Annotated in this window: 30 protein-coding genes; all 30 read right to left on the bottom strand. The window is 32.1% G+C overall.

Features of this window, described 5'->3' with window-relative positions; translation table 11 throughout:
- Positions 1 to 42 precede the first annotated feature (42 nt).
- Complete coding sequence (locus tag BFN48_RS04425; protein ID WP_069649631.1) at positions 43 to 366, bottom strand: hypothetical protein; 324 nt, start codon at positions 364 to 366, stop codon at positions 43 to 45.
- Complete coding sequence (locus BFN48_RS04430; RefSeq protein WP_069649632.1) at positions 363 to 2789, bottom strand: H-type lectin domain-containing protein; 2427 nt, start codon at positions 2787 to 2789, stop codon at positions 363 to 365. Before BFN48_RS04430 ends, BFN48_RS04425 begins: the two co-directional genes overlap by 4 nt.
- 60 nt (positions 2790 to 2849) lie before the next feature.
- Positions 2850 to 3200 (bottom strand): hypothetical protein, encoded by a 351-nt coding sequence (locus BFN48_RS04435; protein WP_069649633.1) that lies wholly within the window; start codon positions 3198 to 3200, stop codon positions 2850 to 2852.
- A gap of 13 nt (positions 3201 to 3213) precedes the next feature.
- Positions 3214 to 3414, bottom strand: coding sequence for a hypothetical protein (locus BFN48_RS04440; RefSeq protein WP_069649634.1), 201 nt, complete (start codon positions 3412 to 3414; stop codon positions 3214 to 3216).
- Entirely contained in the window at positions 3411 to 4640 is a 1230-nt protein-coding gene (locus tag BFN48_RS04445) for a hypothetical protein (RefSeq protein ID WP_069649635.1), read from the bottom strand. The genes BFN48_RS04440 and BFN48_RS04445 overlap by 4 nt, the downstream gene beginning before the upstream one ends.
- 2 nt (positions 4641 to 4642) lie before the next feature.
- Entirely contained in the window at positions 4643 to 6364 is a 1722-nt protein-coding gene (locus BFN48_RS04450; protein WP_069649636.1) for a phage tail tape measure protein, read from the bottom strand.
- A 14-nt stretch (positions 6365 to 6378) separates the two neighbouring features.
- Positions 6379 to 6645, bottom strand: a complete 267-nt coding sequence (locus BFN48_RS04455; protein ID WP_069649637.1) for a hypothetical protein — start codon at positions 6643 to 6645, stop codon at positions 6379 to 6381.
- A 29-nt stretch (positions 6646 to 6674) separates the two neighbouring features.
- Complete coding sequence (locus BFN48_RS04460; protein WP_069649638.1) at positions 6675 to 6974, bottom strand: hypothetical protein; 300 nt, start codon at positions 6972 to 6974, stop codon at positions 6675 to 6677.
- 13 nt (positions 6975 to 6987) lie between these two features.
- Positions 6988 to 7386 carry a phage major tail protein, TP901-1 family gene (locus tag BFN48_RS04465; RefSeq protein ID WP_069649639.1) on the bottom strand — a complete coding sequence of 133 codons (399 nt, stop codon included), beginning with the start codon at positions 7384 to 7386 and terminating at the stop codon, positions 6988 to 6990.
- Positions 7387 to 7389: 3 nt separating this feature from the next.
- Positions 7390 to 7779 (bottom strand): DUF3168 domain-containing protein, encoded by a 390-nt coding sequence (locus BFN48_RS04470; RefSeq protein WP_069649640.1) that lies wholly within the window; start codon positions 7777 to 7779, stop codon positions 7390 to 7392.
- Entirely contained in the window at positions 7776 to 8174 is a 399-nt protein-coding gene (locus BFN48_RS04475) for an HK97-gp10 family putative phage morphogenesis protein (RefSeq protein ID WP_069649641.1), read from the bottom strand. Before BFN48_RS04475 ends, BFN48_RS04470 begins: the two co-directional genes overlap by 4 nt.
- Entirely contained in the window at positions 8175 to 8492 is a 318-nt protein-coding gene (locus tag BFN48_RS04480; RefSeq protein ID WP_069649642.1) for a phage head closure protein, read from the bottom strand.
- A gap of 8 nt (positions 8493 to 8500) precedes the next feature.
- Positions 8501 to 8785, bottom strand: a complete 285-nt coding sequence (locus BFN48_RS04485) for a head-tail connector protein (protein ID WP_069649643.1) — start codon at positions 8783 to 8785, stop codon at positions 8501 to 8503.
- Between the two features lie 9 nt (positions 8786 to 8794).
- A complete protein-coding gene (locus BFN48_RS12385) occupies positions 8795 to 8938 on the bottom strand; it encodes a hypothetical protein (RefSeq protein WP_176718810.1) in 144 nt (47 codons plus the stop codon).
- A gap of 61 nt (positions 8939 to 8999) precedes the next feature.
- On the bottom strand, positions 9000 to 10136 hold the full coding sequence (locus BFN48_RS04490) for a phage major capsid protein (protein ID WP_069649644.1): 1137 nt from the start codon (positions 10134 to 10136) through the stop codon (positions 9000 to 9002).
- Between the two features lie 52 nt (positions 10137 to 10188).
- On the bottom strand, positions 10189 to 10779 hold the full coding sequence (locus BFN48_RS04495; RefSeq protein WP_141706112.1) for an HK97 family phage prohead protease: 591 nt from the start codon (positions 10777 to 10779) through the stop codon (positions 10189 to 10191).
- On the bottom strand, positions 10760 to 12004 hold the full coding sequence (locus BFN48_RS04500; protein WP_069649646.1) for a phage portal protein: 1245 nt from the start codon (positions 12002 to 12004) through the stop codon (positions 10760 to 10762). The genes BFN48_RS04495 and BFN48_RS04500 overlap by 20 nt, the downstream gene beginning before the upstream one ends.
- 20 nt (positions 12005 to 12024) lie before the next feature.
- On the bottom strand, positions 12025 to 12219 hold the full coding sequence (locus BFN48_RS12390; protein WP_176718811.1) for a hypothetical protein: 195 nt from the start codon (positions 12217 to 12219) through the stop codon (positions 12025 to 12027).
- Between the two features lie 11 nt (positions 12220 to 12230).
- Positions 12231 to 12506: a hypothetical protein gene (locus BFN48_RS04505; protein ID WP_069649647.1), complete on the bottom strand. Its 276-nt coding sequence runs from the start codon at positions 12504 to 12506 to the stop codon at positions 12231 to 12233.
- A gap of 54 nt (positions 12507 to 12560) precedes the next feature.
- Positions 12561 to 14240, bottom strand: coding sequence for a terminase large subunit (locus BFN48_RS04510; protein ID WP_141706113.1), 1680 nt, complete (start codon positions 14238 to 14240; stop codon positions 12561 to 12563).
- The gene (locus BFN48_RS04515) at positions 14221 to 14709 is read right to left on the bottom strand and encodes a phage terminase small subunit P27 family (protein WP_069649648.1); all 489 of its coding nucleotides are present in this window, start codon (positions 14707 to 14709) and stop codon (positions 14221 to 14223) included. The genes BFN48_RS04510 and BFN48_RS04515 overlap by 20 nt, the downstream gene beginning before the upstream one ends.
- A gap of 93 nt (positions 14710 to 14802) precedes the next feature.
- On the bottom strand, positions 14803 to 15201 hold the full coding sequence (locus BFN48_RS04520) for an HNH endonuclease (RefSeq protein WP_069649649.1): 399 nt from the start codon (positions 15199 to 15201) through the stop codon (positions 14803 to 14805).
- 111 nt (positions 15202 to 15312) lie between these two features.
- A complete protein-coding gene (locus BFN48_RS04525) occupies positions 15313 to 15495 on the bottom strand; it encodes a hypothetical protein (protein ID WP_069649650.1) in 183 nt (60 codons plus the stop codon).
- Between the two features lie 98 nt (positions 15496 to 15593).
- The gene (locus BFN48_RS04530) at positions 15594 to 15806 is read right to left on the bottom strand and encodes a hypothetical protein (protein WP_069649651.1); all 213 of its coding nucleotides are present in this window, start codon (positions 15804 to 15806) and stop codon (positions 15594 to 15596) included.
- A 143-nt stretch (positions 15807 to 15949) separates the two neighbouring features.
- Positions 15950 to 16414 (bottom strand): sigma factor-like helix-turn-helix DNA-binding protein, encoded by a 465-nt coding sequence (locus BFN48_RS04535; RefSeq protein WP_069649652.1) that lies wholly within the window; start codon positions 16412 to 16414, stop codon positions 15950 to 15952.
- Between the two features lie 107 nt (positions 16415 to 16521).
- Positions 16522 to 16734: a hypothetical protein gene (locus tag BFN48_RS04540; RefSeq protein ID WP_069649653.1), complete on the bottom strand. Its 213-nt coding sequence runs from the start codon at positions 16732 to 16734 to the stop codon at positions 16522 to 16524.
- 12 nt (positions 16735 to 16746) lie between these two features.
- Complete coding sequence (locus BFN48_RS04545; RefSeq protein WP_069649654.1) at positions 16747 to 17406, bottom strand: putative HNHc nuclease; 660 nt, start codon at positions 17404 to 17406, stop codon at positions 16747 to 16749.
- Positions 17407 to 17760, bottom strand: a complete 354-nt coding sequence (locus BFN48_RS04550; RefSeq protein WP_069649655.1) for a RusA family crossover junction endodeoxyribonuclease — start codon at positions 17758 to 17760, stop codon at positions 17407 to 17409.
- Between the two features lie 93 nt (positions 17761 to 17853).
- The gene (locus BFN48_RS04555; RefSeq protein ID WP_069649656.1) at positions 17854 to 18180 is read right to left on the bottom strand and encodes a nucleoside triphosphate pyrophosphohydrolase family protein; all 327 of its coding nucleotides are present in this window, start codon (positions 18178 to 18180) and stop codon (positions 17854 to 17856) included.
- Complete coding sequence (locus tag BFN48_RS04560) at positions 18170 to 18355, bottom strand: hypothetical protein (protein WP_069649657.1); 186 nt, start codon at positions 18353 to 18355, stop codon at positions 18170 to 18172. The genes BFN48_RS04555 and BFN48_RS04560 overlap by 11 nt, the downstream gene beginning before the upstream one ends.
- Positions 18356 to 18357 lie beyond the last annotated feature (2 nt).

Below are 18357 nucleotides of genomic sequence, written 5' to 3' on the forward strand. Positions count from 1 at the left end.
TAAAAAATACACCCATCTAGGTGTTCTACGTTAAAGCCTTGTTTAATTAACACATACTTTTTTATTTACATTTATAAATTCACTTCCGTTAGGCTCCAACTCCATCCATGCTAATTTAATAAGTAAATTTTCAACAATATCGTCATTCTCTATAATTTGTACGCCATTTGTTGTTACACAAACTGATATTTTTTTTGTATTCTCTGTATCTGCAACAATATTAAAACTTTCACTTTGAAATTCTTTTACTAACTGTCCATTCTGCCAATATTGTCCACCTATAAAATTGATAGTTAATCCATCTATATTTACATCAAAATCAAAGTATGTTGTGTTTTTATTGCCCTTAATTTCATGTATTATCATTCGAACGCCCCCCAGTTTATAGCACATTCTATATTATCGCTACTACTTTGTGTGCCTGTTGCAATCTCTTCAACATATACATCCATTCCTGTAGTTGTAATATTGTATGCTCTAACTGTTATTTGACTTTTGTTAACGCTATTTCTCTTAAAATATTCTGGAGTAACAAATATCTTTGGAGTAGAGCTAAAAGCAGGACTAAATGTTATTGAAAAAGTATGTCCAATACCAGTTCCTATATATTCTGCTCTTCCACCTTGGATATTTTTTGCATAATAAGAACTGTCTTGTCCATTAAATAATTCTGTGTCTAAACCACTTCCTGCTCCATCTACTGTTTTAATTTTTTCAAGAAGAGTTGTAGGCTGTTCTAATTCTTCTATACTCTGACTATTAGCTTTTACTCTATCGTCAATATTTTGCACATTCTTGCTTAGTTGATTTATTGCATCTGTATTTGAGTTTGTTTGTGCTTTGTGGTTTGTTGCAACAGTTATTTCAGCAGAAGGATAAGTCGACAATTCCTCTGCATAAAAATAATCCCAATCTACAAGGTCGCCATCTTGTAAATCAGGATGTGTGAATGATAATCCATCTTGTGCTATAACAGCTTGAGATACATCTAATGCAATATAACTTCCATCTGCTGGATTTACTTTGTGTATAAAGTCTATACTTGCTATAGGATATTTTGTATCTGATACTTGACAACCATTTACGCTATCATAAAAACTTACTTCAGGTATTGCTTTTTCAAAATATACTGTTCCGTTCTCGTATGCTGTTAAAGGCGTAACATTTAGACTATATTCTACAGGAGTTGCTAATTGATAAATTAGCGTACCATTATGAGAATTAAGATAATTTTTAAGTTTATCTATTACTGTTGCCCCTGTTTCAGCATCTATAATTGTTTTGTTAATAAATAAAACTAAACTTTGACTAGTAGGACTAATGTAAAAATGTTCTGTATCGCTAGTATAATTTTCATCATATACATATTCTTTATTATCTATCACTAATCTACCACCGTTTGTTATATTAGTACCATATTCACTAGAAGCAAGACTAAATCTATAAACAGTTCCTAAATCTGAACCATCACCCCAATTTCTACTACCATCTAATATTACTTTGTTGCTACATTTCTTTATCAATCTTCCATCATCAGTAACTTCGTCTTTAGTGCCATTAAGCAAACTATTGAGTCCATCAACGCCGCTTGGCAGATTGATATATCTTATGCTTTCTTTGTATTCTTTGTATGTTGTTAATTGAGTGCCTTCTTCAAGTTGGATTTCTTTGTACCATGTTGAACCAATACCATTTAGAGCATATAACAAAACTCGTATTTCGTCATAATCACCTGTATTTACATTAGCTTCAATAGTATGTTCTGAAGTATTCAAATCAGAACCACTAGATGAACCTAAATTAACTGTTAAATCTTTATCCATTACTCTTATATAACAATTTGAATTTCCATCAGATTTTGCTTTTGCACTTAATTTATGTGTTGTATTCTTTTTAACCTTTATTACTTCACTTTTTACATATTCATAACCAATAGTATCTGCTGTCACTTTAAAATAACCATTTTCTAAAGTTAATTCAGCACTTCCATTTTCCCAACCATTTAATCCTTCTTCACAATTACCATTTCTAACTAGATTTTTACCAATAACTTTTATTTTTGTGCTAACTGTAGATTTAGTGCCATCAAACCAGTATGGGAACGTAGAATTTATTTCATCTGCTGTTTTGTCCTCAAGTCCTTCTGCTGTTAGGTCAAGTGCGAATACTTCTTGTACTTCCATAGTTTTACCATTTGCTGTTGCTGCGTCAATATAGTGTGCATAAATTCTTATTTCAACATTTCCTGTATTTGTAGTATTTGTAGTAATTTCATTGAAGTAGTACCACTGGTCTTGAACAGGTGTGTTAATTGTATAAGTAGCAACATTCCCATCTGAATGACGAACTTCAAGTGTAATATATTGTGCGTCTGGATTTGTTACTCTAACTTTTAAACGGGTATATATTTTTTTATTATCTTGCCAATTTGTATTTGTTATATGTTGTATTATTGTATTGGTACTTGTACCATTACCTGTGATTGATAATGTATTATTTTGTGCTGAAATTGAACCACCTGCTAAAGCAGTCCACCCAGTTGTATCTACAAAATTACCATTTTGAACTATATTTGTTGCTGTGTTACCAAATAATCCAACGCTAACTTGCCCTTTATCCTCGGTCGAACTTGGTAATGATATTACGCTTTCTCCGTCTGATGTAATAGTTTGATACAAAGGTTCGTTGACCGAATTGTCTAAGTACTCAAGCTCGTCTTCTATTTTATTCATGTTTGCTGCCGAAAGCGGTGTTACGCCATCTTGCCAGTTGGTTTTTGTGTAAGCCATATTATTCCACCTTCTTTCTTACATAGAAAGCTTTATTTTTCAATATTAAACTTCCTTTTTTTATGCTCCTTCTACTGTAATTTCAAATGATATCGTCAAACTTTGAGTGTTATTTTTAGCTACATTTATACTACCACCACTGAATAATTCGCCAGTCCCTACTATATCAGTAGCACTATTCCCAAATACTCCTGCATTAGTGAAATTTATTCCGTTTCCTTCTGTTTCATCAAAGTATATTTCTTTTACTAGAGTAAATCCATCTATTAAAGAAGATGCTTGCTTCCTAAGTTGCTCATTGTCAAGAGTGGTATCATTTATAGTTGGAGCTGTTCCTATACCAATTCCAATGTGTGTTAACTCATTGTCAAGTAGTGTTAAAAGTCTTGATAAACCAGCGTTAGTAACCAAATCCATCACCACCTTAGATATAAAGTGAAGAACTGCAATATATATTTGTGTTGCAAATCGGATATTGATGTAGTTTAGCTGTTATATTTACAGTAATTTTTATATCTGAATAAAATTTTGATATTTGTGCTATTGCTGCATTTTCATCAAGTGTATTTGATTCAAGGGCTTCAACTCTGCTGTTTAGTTTTGCGACTTGCTCTGATAGTTTCATATCAATTCCTCCATTACCACAGAACTAATAACTGGTACTGGATTATTAGTTCTTAGGTTGTAAGGTCTTATATCTCTACTAATCGATTTAACTAAAAATTTGCCAACCACATTCCATTCATTTGTAACAATATTTACATCACATCTTTGCCCAATAGCAATACTTTCTTCTGTTGTAGAAAAGCTGATTATTCTTTTATCTTCCGTTCTTTTCTTTATTTCTGCTTTACCAAATTGTCTAGCACTTGCTTTGTCGGTTATATCTTTATTTTTAATAGCTTTTTCAAATAAACCATAAGTTTGTATGTTATTATAGTTTTCAAAGTAGTCGATAACCTGAATAGTAGGTCTATATCTAGCTTTAATTGTTCCTGTAAATGGAGTTGCTACATTGTCTGGAATATAAAAAACTTTCTCACCTTTATTAATGAGAAAGTCTTGATTTCCATCATCATTACTTTCTAGTTTTGAATTTTTCAATACTCCATCAACATATATTTCAGTAAAGTTCGGCTCATATGCTAGTTTGAATACTCTTTGTACTCCATCACCAGTAAAATATTCTTCAATATAATTTGGTGATGATTGTTTTGCTCCTATGATCCAAACTCTGTTTGCTGGGTTTTCTCCGATATATTGAACTCTAAGGGTCCTATGGAGTATTTTAGAACTATCTATATTTGGACCATCTGTTTCATAATCTTTAAAAAAATGAAAATCCTTGTTTGCATCTATATACCAATGCCATTCTGGAATAAATTCTAGGATTCTATCTAATGCCTTCATAACAGAATCATAAGGGAAATAAATCCTATCTATTATAGTGCTACATTCCCTTATATTTATGGTTGTTACTTCAGGTACTTTTAAAGTTAATATATCTTTAAGAATTAAATCTGGTTTGCCTTGAAATGAATCATCATTGGTATATGTTTTAGCAATTATTCTGTTGTGTAAAATATCAGACCAATCAACACACTCAAAGGTTGTGTTTTTGTATCCCTGATCCGAATCCTGTTGATTTAAAATATATCCACTATACTTTTTAACACCATCTTTTAAAACGTCTATTTTAGCGTATTTATGAACTTCTGATATATTTTTGCATTCAACTGTAAATGTATCACTTTTGTTGTCTAGATTTTCGCTTGTTTTTATATTTAATACTCTATCAGATATATCATATTGTCCTAATACTGGATTGTCTATTGTTATTGACCAGCCCATGACTAAACACCTGCCATTGTTAGAACTCTGCCACCAAGTCCGTTGTCAACGTATTCTTGAATTACTTTTCCATCTAGTATTACTTGAATAATGTTTCCTCTATTGTTATACCTATCTAATTTAGATAGTGGAATAACTGCTTCATGTTCTCCACCTTCACCTATCATTGCAAGAGTAGGTTTAGTTACTATTCCACCTTCCTCAAGCATTGGAATTTGTGGTATGTTAAATCCCCAACTTTTGCCACCTATAACTGGAACCCATTTAGGTATTGAAAATTTAATTCTATTCATTCCTCTAATCATGCCATTAATAGCACCTATTATCTTGTTTATAGCTCCTTTTATTCCTGTTACTATACTGTTCCAAACATCTAATATTTTCGCTTTTACAGTATCCCAATTTTTATATAAAGCTACGCCTATTGCAATTAATCCAGCAATAACGCCTATTGTTATTAAAACTGGAGCAGATAATCCTCCTATAGTGGCTCCTAGAAGTGTTAAAATAGCCTTTAATTTTCCAAATAGAGCTATTGCTTTACCTACTATAATCAACACAGGTCCAATAGCTGCAACTAAAAGACCTATTTTTACTATCATTTCTTGTGTACCTTTATCTAAATTATTAAACCAATCTGTCCATTCCTGAATTTTTGCTATTATTGCTTCAATAGAAGGCTTGAGTACCTCATATATTGATAAAGCAGCACCTTCTAATGCGCTTTTAAGCTTTGTCATTTGACCTTGTAAGTTATCTTGCATAATATCTGACATTTCTTTTGCTGCACCGTTATAATTTCTAGTTGCCTCTGTTAGTTTTTGATAATCCTCTTGGCTTGCATTAATTATAGCAAGCATACCACTCATAGCTTCTTTACCAAATATAGTTGAAGCGTATTGAGCTTTTTGCTCTTCTGTTAGGTTAGCAAATTTTTCTCTTAATTGGTCCATTATATCTTTAAATGGAAGCATATTACCTGCGCTGTCTGTAAATGTCAATCCTAATTGCTCTATTAATTTTGCTGATTCTTTTGAAGGGTCAAGCATACGTGAAATGGCTCCTCTTAATGTTGTACCTGCTTGACTTGCTTTAATTCCTGCATTAGCCATGAGTCCTAATGCTAAAGCTGCATCTTCCGCACTATAACCTAATGAGCCGAATAAAGGAGCTACATATTTAAAAGATTCACCAAGCATTGATACATTTGTGTTTGCACTAGATGATGTCTTTGCCAAAAGGTCAGCAAATTGATTAGCTTGACTTGCTTTCATGCCAAAAGCTGTAAGTGCATCTGTTACTATATCTGATACAGTTGCTAAATCTTCTCCACTTGCTGCTGCAAGCATCATTACACCATCTAAACCTTCAAGTATTTGAGTAGTATCCCAACCAGCCATAGCCATATATTTCATGGCTTCAGCACTTTCAGAAGCACTAAACTTTGTTGTTGCACCCATTTCTTTAGCTTTTTCTTTTAACTTTTCAAACTCTTCTCCTGTTGCACCTGAAATAGCTCTTACTTTTGACATAGCAGAATCAAAATCCATTCCAATTTTAGCTGCTGCAACGCCAACACCCATTATTGGTAATGTCACTTTTGTAGTTAAACTCTTACCAACATCATTTAATTTATTGCTTACATATCTGATATCCTTTGTTGCTTTTTTAATTTTTCTTTCAAAATCTCTTAAATTTGCTCCTATTTTTACTACTAATGCCAACTCATCACCACCTTTTAGGTGAAAATCCTTTTTAGTTCATCAAGTTGTTTTTTCTTTTCCTCTATGTCAACTAACTTGCTTTCATTGTTATTGCTAAATAATTTGTGATTCTTGCCTTTCATTGCATTAAAAATAGCCACTTTTGTGGCTATACAGTACATTTCAAGCTCGTTTTTGTATTTCTCGGTATATCCTTCAAACATAAGCTCAAGTTCTCTAGGAGTTAACTCATAATATTCAAATGAGGATATGCCTAAATAGCCAGTTGCTAATTTAAACATATCCTCAAAACTTAAAGGTTCTTCATCATCTATTTTTTTTTATTGTTTCCTAAAGCCAATTCTAAGGCTTCTGATACTTTATCATTTATATAATCAATTCCCTTTTCTGTAATAGCTTCATCCATTAAATCTCCTATTTTTTCTAATGTTAGTGTTTTGTCCTCCCAAATCAAACCACAATAAAGTATAACTCGAAACTCTTTTATTCCTGTTTCGTTCTGGAGTTTTGTAATAGGTTTCCCTAACATATCTTCCAACTGACAAAGTGCATTTATTCCATATCTTAAGTTCCTGACTTTATCCAATTCAATTGCTACACTCTTTTTCATCTAATCACCTCTTTTATGCTTTTGTTAATGGACCTGTACCTTGTAAAGTAACTGAGTAAGTTGCTGCATCATCATATGGCATTTCTATTGGGAAATCTGTAATTATTGCATCTCCAGTATATTTGCTTCCACCAGCAGTATTAAGCTCAACTTTAACTTTAGTTCCATTCATGTATGCAGTTTCTAGTTGACTATATGCAGTATCAGATTCAATTAAAAGCCCATCTGCTTCGATTGACCATTCTTTTATTGAAGCTTCACTTTCTCGCCATCCGTTACTGTCTTTAGTTGTAACATCAATTGTTTCAGTACTTCTGTTAAGAGTTGCACCTCTTTGTCCTCCCAGAAGAATATAAGTACCAGGATTACCACTATCCTCTATCTTGATTACAAAATCTACACCTTTAGCCACAAACTACACCTCCATGACCTTTATTCTTAACTTTAAGACTCCTTGTATATATGTTCCTTCGTTAAAAATTTCAATACTGTCTATAACTTGTAAATGGCTTTCATGCCCTTCGATTATCAAATCTTCACCTAAAGCATTATCAATCTCATTAATAATTTCTTCTGTTTCCTTTTTTCCTTTTGCTTCACTGAAAATGTATAGTGTTTGTACTATTTCTTCTCCTTTTGTAATTTTAGTACCATATTGTGTAGCTATTATTTCGCCAAGTGCTACATATGGCATTTTTTGATTTTCAGTAACATAATCAAAAACACCTTCAACTTTACTTGTCAAAGGTGTATAAGTAGATAATTTATCATATAAAGCTTTTTGCACTTTTAATATTGCACTCACTTTTTCACCTCTTTTATTAATTCTGCTAAATATTCTGGTCTAACTACTTCTTCAGCTGGTCCCATAAATGGTTTCCCTTGCATTTCCCCTGTATATTTGCCTGATTTTGTATATCTTTCTTTTGTACCATATTCAAACCAATGAGCTTTCCATCCTTTTGGTAATCTTGGTTTTACAGTTGCCATCAATCCATAGTTAAAATATTTAGCCTTTATACTTGCTTTTGTATCTGGGCTATTAAATTTAAATCTTTTTCTAGCTTCTTTCACTACTTTTCTTGCTGTTTTTTTAACTAGTTTTCTTATATTCTCTTTCTTTTGAATCTCAAAAAGACCTATTTCTCTTATAGTTTGCTCTACATTTTCTACATCAATATAAAATCCTTTATGTGCCATTTAATCACTTCCAATGCACATAATTTCTAAGAATCTGTGCCTATTGTCTATGTCGATAATGCTCTTGATTTCAAAAGTTTTGTTTTTGTACTTTATTCTGCTAGTTATATTAACTGCATCTGTATAACGAATAGTGATTTTGTGAGTTACTTCGCTTTGAATTTGCTGTGCTTGAAAAAACTCTCTACCCCTTAAAGGCTTAATATTAGCCCATACCGTAGCGACATCTTGCCAAGTTTCAGTATAACCACCGTATCCATCTGGAATTCTAACATAATTTTGTATTGTTACTCTATCCCTTAATAATCCTACATTCATAAGATCACCTAAATTATATATTGTATTTGGGTTAAAATACTGTCTAATGAAAAAGCTAATTTATCTGCTTTTCCTACTACTTCCCTATTTTCATACCAGTGAGTTATAAGCAGTTTTTGAGCTAATTTATAAAGCTCAATTTGGTTTGTATCAGTTATATCTGTACTATTTAAACCTGTAGCATTATAAATATAACCTTCACTTGCTTGTATCAATGCATTTAATAAAGTATCTTCATCTGTGAAGTTAATATCTATTCTTAAAAATTCTTTTACTTCATCAAGGGTCAACATTTTATCACCCTATTTCTTTTTCTTTTTTTCTATAGGTTTAGCATAATTTGCTCTTATTAAATCCTCTGCCAATTCTTTTTTAATATCTACTATTTGGCCTTCTGAATAACTAAAATCTATCCCTGCTATATTTTTAAGTATTTCTACCTTCACGTTATCCCTCCTATATATTAAAAGGGCATAGGTTTGAAAACCCATACCCTAAATTATGTTATTATACTGCTGCCATTTGTAATACTTTTACGGCTTCTGATAATGTTAATTTTCCATCTACTCTTTCATAAACTCTGAAACCTACTTGTCCATTTGCTGCATATAGCTCGTTTAATCTTTGGAAACTTCTAGTTTGTCTATCAGCTATTGTATAGTATGACATATCTCCGAAAGCTATAACTTTAGCATTTACACCGAATGTAGGAGCAAACTCTGATGTATAAACAGGTCTACCAAGTATTGTATTTGGCTCTGAACCGAATCCTTTTTCCCATAAGTAGTCGCCATTAGAATCTTTAAGCTTTCTGATAGCTTTTGCAGTAGCGTCATTCATAATCCATACTGCTTTATCTCTATATGCTCTTGGTAATGCATAATATAAGTCAATTATTTCATCTGCAGTAATTGCACTTGAACTAGCTGCAGTTACTCCAACATCTGCTCCTACAAATACACCTTCTGGTTTATCAGTACCATCACCATTTATAAAAGCTGATTCTTCTGCTTTTGCTATACTTCTTGCAAACTCATTTACTAAATAATTTTCTAAATCAAAAGCTGAATCGTTAAGCAATTCTTCTGTAACTTTAATGATCCTAGTAAGTTTATAAGCTTTAATAGTAATTTGTCCAAATGTTTCATCAGATTCATTGTAAGCAGCGCCTTCAGCTGTCCATGCTGCTGAACCATGAGAAACAACTATTGGAATGTCTGTATCAGAATCAGTTCTGATTACATTCGCAAGTTTTCTCATTATGTTTAGTTCTTCTAATTTCTGAATCAATTTCTTCTGGAATGATTGAGGTACTGTGTATCCACCTGATGCTGCTGTTCCTACACTTAGTACCCTTTTCTCTTCAGGAGTTATTTCTGTTCCTCTAATGAATTTATAGAATACATTTCTATATTCCTCTTCTTGGTTTTGTTCTTCTCTTTCTTCTTTTACTTCATCAACTTCTGGAATTTCTCTTTTTTCTTCCTCTAATAACTGCTTTTCAAGTTCAATTTTCTTTTGCAATGCTCTCACTTCTTCCATTTTCTTTTCAGCTTCTTCAACCTTATCTTCGTTCATAAGACTTCTTACTTCTGTTTTCATTTCTTCTAATTTATCAAGCATTTCTCTAATTTTCTTGTTCATAACATATTCCTCCTTCAATTTCTCTTTAATTTTTGTATTAAAAAAAGAGCCTTTAAATAAGCTCTAATTCAAGACTTAATTTTCTTTTTCTTAAATCAAGGTCCTTTTCATTTTTAATTTCTTTCTTAAATTCTTCTAAAGACCTTTTTGCAACCTCACTTTCAGGATAAGCAGGGAAAGGTGTTGGACTTATTTCAAATAAATCTACATCAAGAAGTGTCCTTTCATATACATCTTCTTCTTTGATATATTCCCATTTGTCTTTTCTCACATAGAAGCCAAATGACACTCCATCAACATCTCCACGTTTTATGCTTTCATAAGCATCTTTACCCCAAGTGCTATTTGGTAGGTCCAATTCAAAATACAAGCCCACATCATCCTCTTTAAGCCTTAGAGTCCCATTTTTAGTTGATCCTAAAACAAAGTCGCTTCTATGATTCCAAAGTGCTTTTATAATATTTTCTTCCAAAGACCTAGCAAAAGCACCTTTTGCAACCTTTTCGTAAAATTCTCCCCAGATAAGCTTGCTTCTAGTATTAAATTTTGTTACATATCCAGCTACAGTCATTGAATTATTATCATCACTTTTTCTTATTTCTAATTTATCGATAATAAAACTTCTAATTTCCTTTTTCTCCACTACCCTCACCTCCTTTCCCAACCTTAGCCATTTGATAATCCTCCATCTTATCAAGTGGCACATAGTTCAGGCTTACAAAGTGCTTATCTCCTAATTCTCCTATTGAATCCTTTTCTTCAAGCTCTCTTACTTCGTTTATTGAGTAAACTCCTAATTGAATCATATCTTTATAGTATTTCGCTCTACTTTCAGAGTCTCCCCTCAAAGCAGATGTAAGATTAGCCTTAACATAATATTTTCCTTGCTCTCGCTCACTAAATAGCTTGTAATTAAATTCCTCTTCCCAAGCTATAACAATTGGTTGGATACAATCTTGTATAAAATCCATAGACTGCTGTTCAATATTGCTAAAAGTAGCTCTATCAAGCTCTGCTAGTTTATGAAGTGGAACATTGAATATTTTAGCTATTTCGGCCACATTAAATTTTTGAGTAGCAATAAATTCTGCATCTTGTAGTGGCATAGTATTTATTGGCTGATATTCAAGTCCACTGTCAAGTATAGCAACTTTCATTGCATTATCAATTCCACTATTAGCACTTATCCATGCTGCCCTTAATTTGTCTTTAGCATCTTTGCCTAATTGATGTTTAGTTTTTATAATCCCTGAAGATAATGTTCCATTCTTGTAAAAGCTACCTATGAATTTTTGACTAGCCTTCATAATACCTAATGTTTCTCTAGCTACTTGAATAGGACTTTTACCAGCAATACCATCAGGAGTTAGGTAAGGCAAGTGTATTACCTCGTCATAATGGAGCTTGTAGTTTTTATCTCTTATCTTAGTTAAAAACCAAATTCTGCCCTTTTCATCTACATAAATTTCAGTCTGTGAAGGGTCTAATATCCAAAGATTTTCAATTCTTTTCCCCTTAAATTCCATCCAAATGTATGCATTTCCCCATAAATTTTGGTGAACACATAAAGTATGTTTAAAAAGGAATGGTGTTTGATATGGGTTAGGTCTTTTTTCAATTAATCTGACTACATTATGATTTTTTTCTCGTATTCTTCCATCTTTTGTGCGTTTAAACACTTGAAATGGAAGTTTAGCAACCGCATTAGCTTTAATATTAATACAAGCATAGACAGTTGCTATTTCTAATGAGTTTAATGGAGTAATTGTTTCTCCACTTGTAGTAACTCCACCATCAAATATGTCTATAAGCCATTGATCTGGCTGTGCTAATGTGGACCTTTTTTCAAATAAATTTCTAAATATCAACTTTTCACCTCCCTTCTAAGTTATTTGGAGGCTTTTACGCTTAATAGTAAGCCAATTAGTAATAAAATAGTACCTAAAACATAAATTGCAGCAATTTTAGATATTAAAAAAGTGGCATAAGTTATTAAACTTAAACCACTAATAACAAACACATCTTCTATGAAATTGCTTATAATTTTAATTATTTTCATATTATCACCCTTAAAAATAAGCACTCTTACGAGTGCTATTTGTCAAGTTTTTTACTGATTTCATCAAGTTTTCTTATTATAATCCAATTTTGCTTAACTAAAGCTGATAAATAACTAACTTTTGCTTGTTCTTCGGCTTTAGCAAATGAAAAAGCCATACCTGCTTTCAATAATCCTGTTCCAGCTAAATCATTTGCAATTTCTTTAATCATTTCTAAATCTTTTTCATCAATATTATTTAATTTATACCTTTTCATAAGTTCTTCAGCTTCTTTTTGCTTCTTTTCTTCTTTATTCCCAAATAATCCCACAAAATATTCCCCCTTCTATATTTTTATATTAATTTTACCATATTTTAGAATATTTTAGAAGGAGAAATCATCACTTAAAATATGCTCGTTTACATCTTTTTCTCTCATATAAAGCATTGCTCTTGAATGTGCATTGATTAATGAAGCAATAGGGTCAATTCTATTAGTCGATTTTGCCTTATCAAGCATAATATTTTCGTTTGGGTCCTGCTTTGTAACTGCATTGCTAACAGCCCATGTTAAAACAGGGTTATTACCATGTATTATTTTGCCTTGATATACCAATTCTCTTATGTTTTTAGTCGGTTCTGAAAGTGTTTTATATCCTTGTCTTATCTCGACACATTCAAAACCTTCATTCATCATATCGGTTGCAAACTGTGTAGCGTTCCAAGGGTCAAAACATATTTCTTTTACCTTGTATTTAACGTTTAAATCTCTAATATACTGCTTTACAAATTCATAGTCTACTATATCCCCTGGTGTCGCAGTTATATATCCTTGCTTAATCCATAATGAATAAGGTACTTTGTCTTTAATTTCTTTGGTTCTTATCGCATTTTCAGGTATAAAAGAATGTGAAATAATTGCATATTCTCCATTTTCTAATGGAAATTCTGCAGTTACGCTTGTAAGGTCTATTTTAGACGAAAGGTCAACCCCTACTATGCATTCTTTACCTTCAAGGTTTGGTAATTCTTTATTGCATGCTCGCCATTTTTTCATATCCATATAACCATTATCCTTTTCATCTACCCAAATATTCATATTTTTGGTTAGAAAATTTCTTAGCTTTTCAGGCATATCTAAAGCTATCTTGAGTTCTCCTCTAAGATAGTTCATGCCTTCTTCTGTTTTTGCTAATAGTGGATTCGCTTTAATCCACACATTTGCATCTCTATAATCATCATTTTTATCAAGTTGTGCTATATAAACAAAGTATTCTTCATTTTTCAGTGTGCCATCTAGTAATTGACAGCAATATTTATATTCTTTATAGCATGGATAATTAAGTTCAAATCCAGCTGTAGTAATGATAAACAAAAGTGGCTGTGTTCTTTGCCCCATACCTGACACTATTACATCATACATTTCTGGTGTTGGGTGTGCATGATACTCGTCTATTATTCCTAAATATGGGCTAAGTCCATCTAAGGACTTAGTGTCTTTACTTAACGGTACAAATTTGCTGTTAGTTTTCTCATGATATATCATATCTCTATTAGGTTTAAGTCTCTTACTTAAATCTTTTGACCTGATAACCATGTTTTTGGCGTCATCATAAACTATTTTTGCTTGATCCTTTTTAGTGGCAGTAGAATATATCTCGGCTCCTTCTTCTCCATCTGCCATTAGCATATATAAGCCTGTTCCACTAAGTATTGTTGACTTACCGTTCTTTCTGCCAAGTTGCACATAAGCTTTTCTATATCTTCTTAACCCTGTATCTTTATGGACCCAACCAAATATAGAACCTATTATAAATTTTTGAAAAGGCTCTAAGTTTATTGGTTGACCTGCCAATTTCCCTTTAGTGTGTTTGCAAAAAGAGAAGAATTTGAACACTCTCTCGGCTTTTTCAGGTATAAAAATATACGGAAATTCTTCCGCACCTTGCCTATCTAAATCCCTTAAATGCCTTTTGCATGCTAGTTTGACTAACTCTCCTGCTATTTCTTTGCCTTCCAAAACATCATAACAATATTGTGTAACACTATCCGAATAACTCTTCAAATCTATCAACTTCTTTTTCTTGTTTAGGAATTGCTAATTTAGCTCTAGCAGAAGGAGTTAGTCCAAATTCTCCTGCTATACTTTTCATTTGTTCAAATAACTGCTTTTTCTTTGTTAAAAGTGGATGTGGGACTTTGTTAGTTTCAGCCGCTTTGTTTGTGTATTCTACCATGAGCCCTTCTTCTTCAATAATCTTCGTGCATTTTTGGTATTCGGTATAAGCATCACAATAAGCAGCCAGCATGTCTATGTCTACATTTGTTAACAATCCGATTTCTTGAAGCTCTTTAGCAATCCTATTAAATTCCTTCTTCGCTTCCTTGCTAAGCCATTTAGGAGCTTTTACTTTATCTGCCTTAGGTTTAAGTTTTGCTTCTGCTTCTTTTCTTGCTTCTATCTGTGATTTAGTTAATCTATTAGGATTGCCTTGTAGAATATGAAGTTCTATTGGCTTAGCTTTTCTTCCCACTTTATCACCTCACTTTACCCCTTTTTAGTTAAAAAACGAATTTTGTGTGAAAAAGGCTGCCCGCGCGGTTCTGAAAAGCACCTTTCTAGCTTTTTAAGTATGGGGGGTATCTTTGGAATGTATTTTATTGTGACATTCATGGCATAAACTGATAAGATTATCAAGTTCTAGTCTTTTGCTCCAATCTTGTTTGAGTTCTACTATATGATGAACAACATCTGCAAAAACAATTTTATTTTCTTTTAAACAGTGCTGACATAGACCTTTATCTCTACTCAATACTAACCTTCTTGTTTTCTCCCATTCTTTGCTGTGATAAAACTCTGTGTATTTCTTATCTCTTACATTCCTTATATATTTATCATAGTATTTGTTTCTATCTGCTTTTTCTTTTTCTGCTAAGTATTTATGTTTATCACAATACCTTTCGTTTCCTTCAACTAACTCTGGACATCCTGGGTAATTACATGGTTTCTTTGGTCTTTTAGGCATACCACCACCTCATTGCTATACGCTATTCGTATTTGTTTTAAGCACGAAAAAAGAGCCGATTATTCGGCTCTTATTCATCATTATATTTACTTAATAGATTTTCTGCTATTGCTACTTCAAATTCTTTTCATTGATATAAAATACGTTATTGCATTCACAACATTTAAATCTACTTTTCATTGTTTCTTTTAAAACTTCGTAATTATTCCCTGTACTATGGCTTGTACCAACTTGTTCTACATTTTTACTTTTGCATTCGGGGCATTCTCTTTTAAATGCATATCTTGCACTCATAAATATATTCCTCCTTTATAATTTTTTAGTGTTTCTATTTTTGATAATATCCACTATTACTTTTTTATATACTAAACAATCAATATTTTTTATAATTTTTATTCATATCTAATCTGTTTTAATGCCCCTCTATGTCTTTTATAAGCTCTATGCTTCATCAAGTTTTGCACAGAGTCACCAAGTTCAATACCACTCTTCTTTTTCTTCTGCTTTTTCTCTTCCTTCTGCTTCTCTGGATTAAATCCGTACTTCTTCATTATCAAATTATATGTATATATATCTTTTTTTCTCAAATACTCATGTATTTGCATAATCTCACCTTCTTTGCAAAATAAAAAGACAGCCGATTTCTCGACTGCCTTTTCGCCAATGGGGGAATTGGATTCTTATGAAATTTTCCACACTACAATTATACCATATTTTAGTTTACATTTAGCTTACCTTTACCTTACCTTTACTTTACCTTTTTGTTTCGCTCTAGCATTTCGAATGTGTTTTTAATTTTCTCTAATGCAGATCTTCTTCTATTTCTAATCTGTTTAAGTGACAAATACATTTCTCTTTTAATCATGTCATAAGTTTTATTCTCTATATAGTACTTCTCAATAATCTTTCTTTCATCTTCTTTGAGTCTCTTTAGTGCTTCATCTATTATTTTAATTCTGCTATCTAGTAATTTAATATTCATTTTTATTTCTTCTTGGATCCTCTTATTTCTTTCTGCATTTTTTATATTTTTTATCGCTCCATTTTCAACTGGTCTATTTATTTTATATGTATCACTTACTTTTTCTAAACTATAATCAATAGCACTAACTCCTGTTTCTTCTATACATTCTAGTTCTATTTCCAGTATATTTTTGCATCTTTTATTATCTTCATATTCTCTCAACATTTTTTCTATTTGTTCAATAGTCATCTAATCTCCCCTTTTGCTGTCGATATAGTCGGCGTATATGTTCAATAATAAAGCAAAGCTAAACACTCCCCATGCATATCCTATAAGAAAATATGCTATTTCTTTATTCACGAAACTCTTCTCCTTCCTGCTAATTGATATATTTTATTCTTCACAAACGCTGGAGTCAGTTCTCCAATAGTGCAAATTGATTTTCTATTGTACTCTTCTTCTTCATAAATCTGCAAAGCCATATTCCTTAACCTTCTAAATTCTTCAATATCACCATTTAAATAACGAATAACCCCTCTTACACAATATCTATTTACATCACCAATCATGTGTTTACCCCCTCATTCTTCATAAATAACACCATGTAAATGATACTTCTTATAAAAACTTTCTGCTCCTAAAGTATGATACTCAGTATGATGTACTCTACACAAACACATCTTTCTATAATCTCTATCATTAACTTTATTTCTGTCATTTCCCATTCCTATAGTATCTACATGATGTATTTCTCCACGTCTACCACATATAGCGCATATTCTATGTCTTAAACACGCCTTTAGATATCTATCCAAATCATCTACTCTTTTAATTGGATGCTCTGTCATTGGTATACCATTCTCAAATGCAAAATTAATTAGAAAATCTATAAAATCACCTGCTAGTTCTTTACTACAATTACTCAAACTGAAATCTTCATACTGGCTATTTTGTATAAATTCAATTTTTAAGTTTTCTTTTGTATTCTCTTCATTTTCTCCGAAACAATTTGCTATATCTCTAATCATTGCATATATTTTCTTACGTTGCTCTGGAGTAATCTGTTTCATTCTTTCAATTTGTTTTTGCTCATCTATAAGGAAATCTATTGTTATAGGCTTGTCCATGAAGTTGTAAATATTCTTCATAACTCTTGGAACTTCTTTATCTCCTATTGCTAGTGTTATTTTCATGCCTTTTTTAAGAGTCTTGATGTTGTCAATCTCGCAATTTATTCTCAACTAGCTCACCTCTTTAATCTCCACTTCTATTCTAGGATTCTTCTTATCCACCTTAAATCTATGAGTAAAATCATTTATTTGTTTCCATCCATCATTTTCAATTACACCAGCTTTTACTAAGCCATCTAATATAAACTTAAGCCCAGCTGCAATATTATCCTTATCTTTCCTTCTGTCTTTGCAATACCAGGTAATTATTAAATCTATTTTTTTATATCTTCCTTTACCTTTCGCTGCCCAAGCAACAATATTTGTGTTTTGCTTTTTCAACTTACTATATTGACCATAATGACTTTTTGCAGCTTCTATAATTTGATTTAAGTCCGGCAATTCACCAGGAATAACTATTTTCAAGCTATCACCCCTATGCTACAATGAAAGTGTGTGCTGTGTGGGATATGTGACTCTCCGAGCTGCCAACTCTCTGCCACATACCCCATAGCACGCCTAATCTTGTCTATGAATCGACCTCTCTGAACTAAAACCTTCTGGATATCTCTTCTTAAGTTTTTCAATGTTTTTCTCTGCTATAGTTTCCATATCAACCCCTATAGCATCAGCTAATAGTGCTATGTACCAAAGTATGTCTCCTGTTTCTTTGATAAGCTTGTCCTTATTTAATCCATGTCCATGAAAGAATATCTTTTTTATCTCATCAGCTAACTCTCCAGCTTCACCATTCAAACCAAGTGCTGCATTTAATAGTTGTTGGTCCTTAATAAGTTGCTTATTTTTAGTTCTCATAGCTAACTTTTGATATTCCTTAAAATCCATTTGCGACAACTCCTTCCTTTTTAGCTAGTTTGTATAGTAAATTTCTTTTTCTTTCAGCTGCATCTATATCAATTACAGCTAAATCTATATCTAATTGATTCGTTGCAAAGTTTAATCTTTCCTCAGCAGCCTTTAGTTCTTCTTCTACTGCTCTAATTCTTTGCAAAAGTTCCATCT

Origin of the sequence: Caloranaerobacter ferrireducens, assembly GCF_001730685.1 — a bacterium.
GTDB classification, from domain to species: domain Bacteria; phylum Bacillota; class Clostridia; order Tissierellales; family Thermohalobacteraceae; genus Caloranaerobacter; species Caloranaerobacter ferrireducens.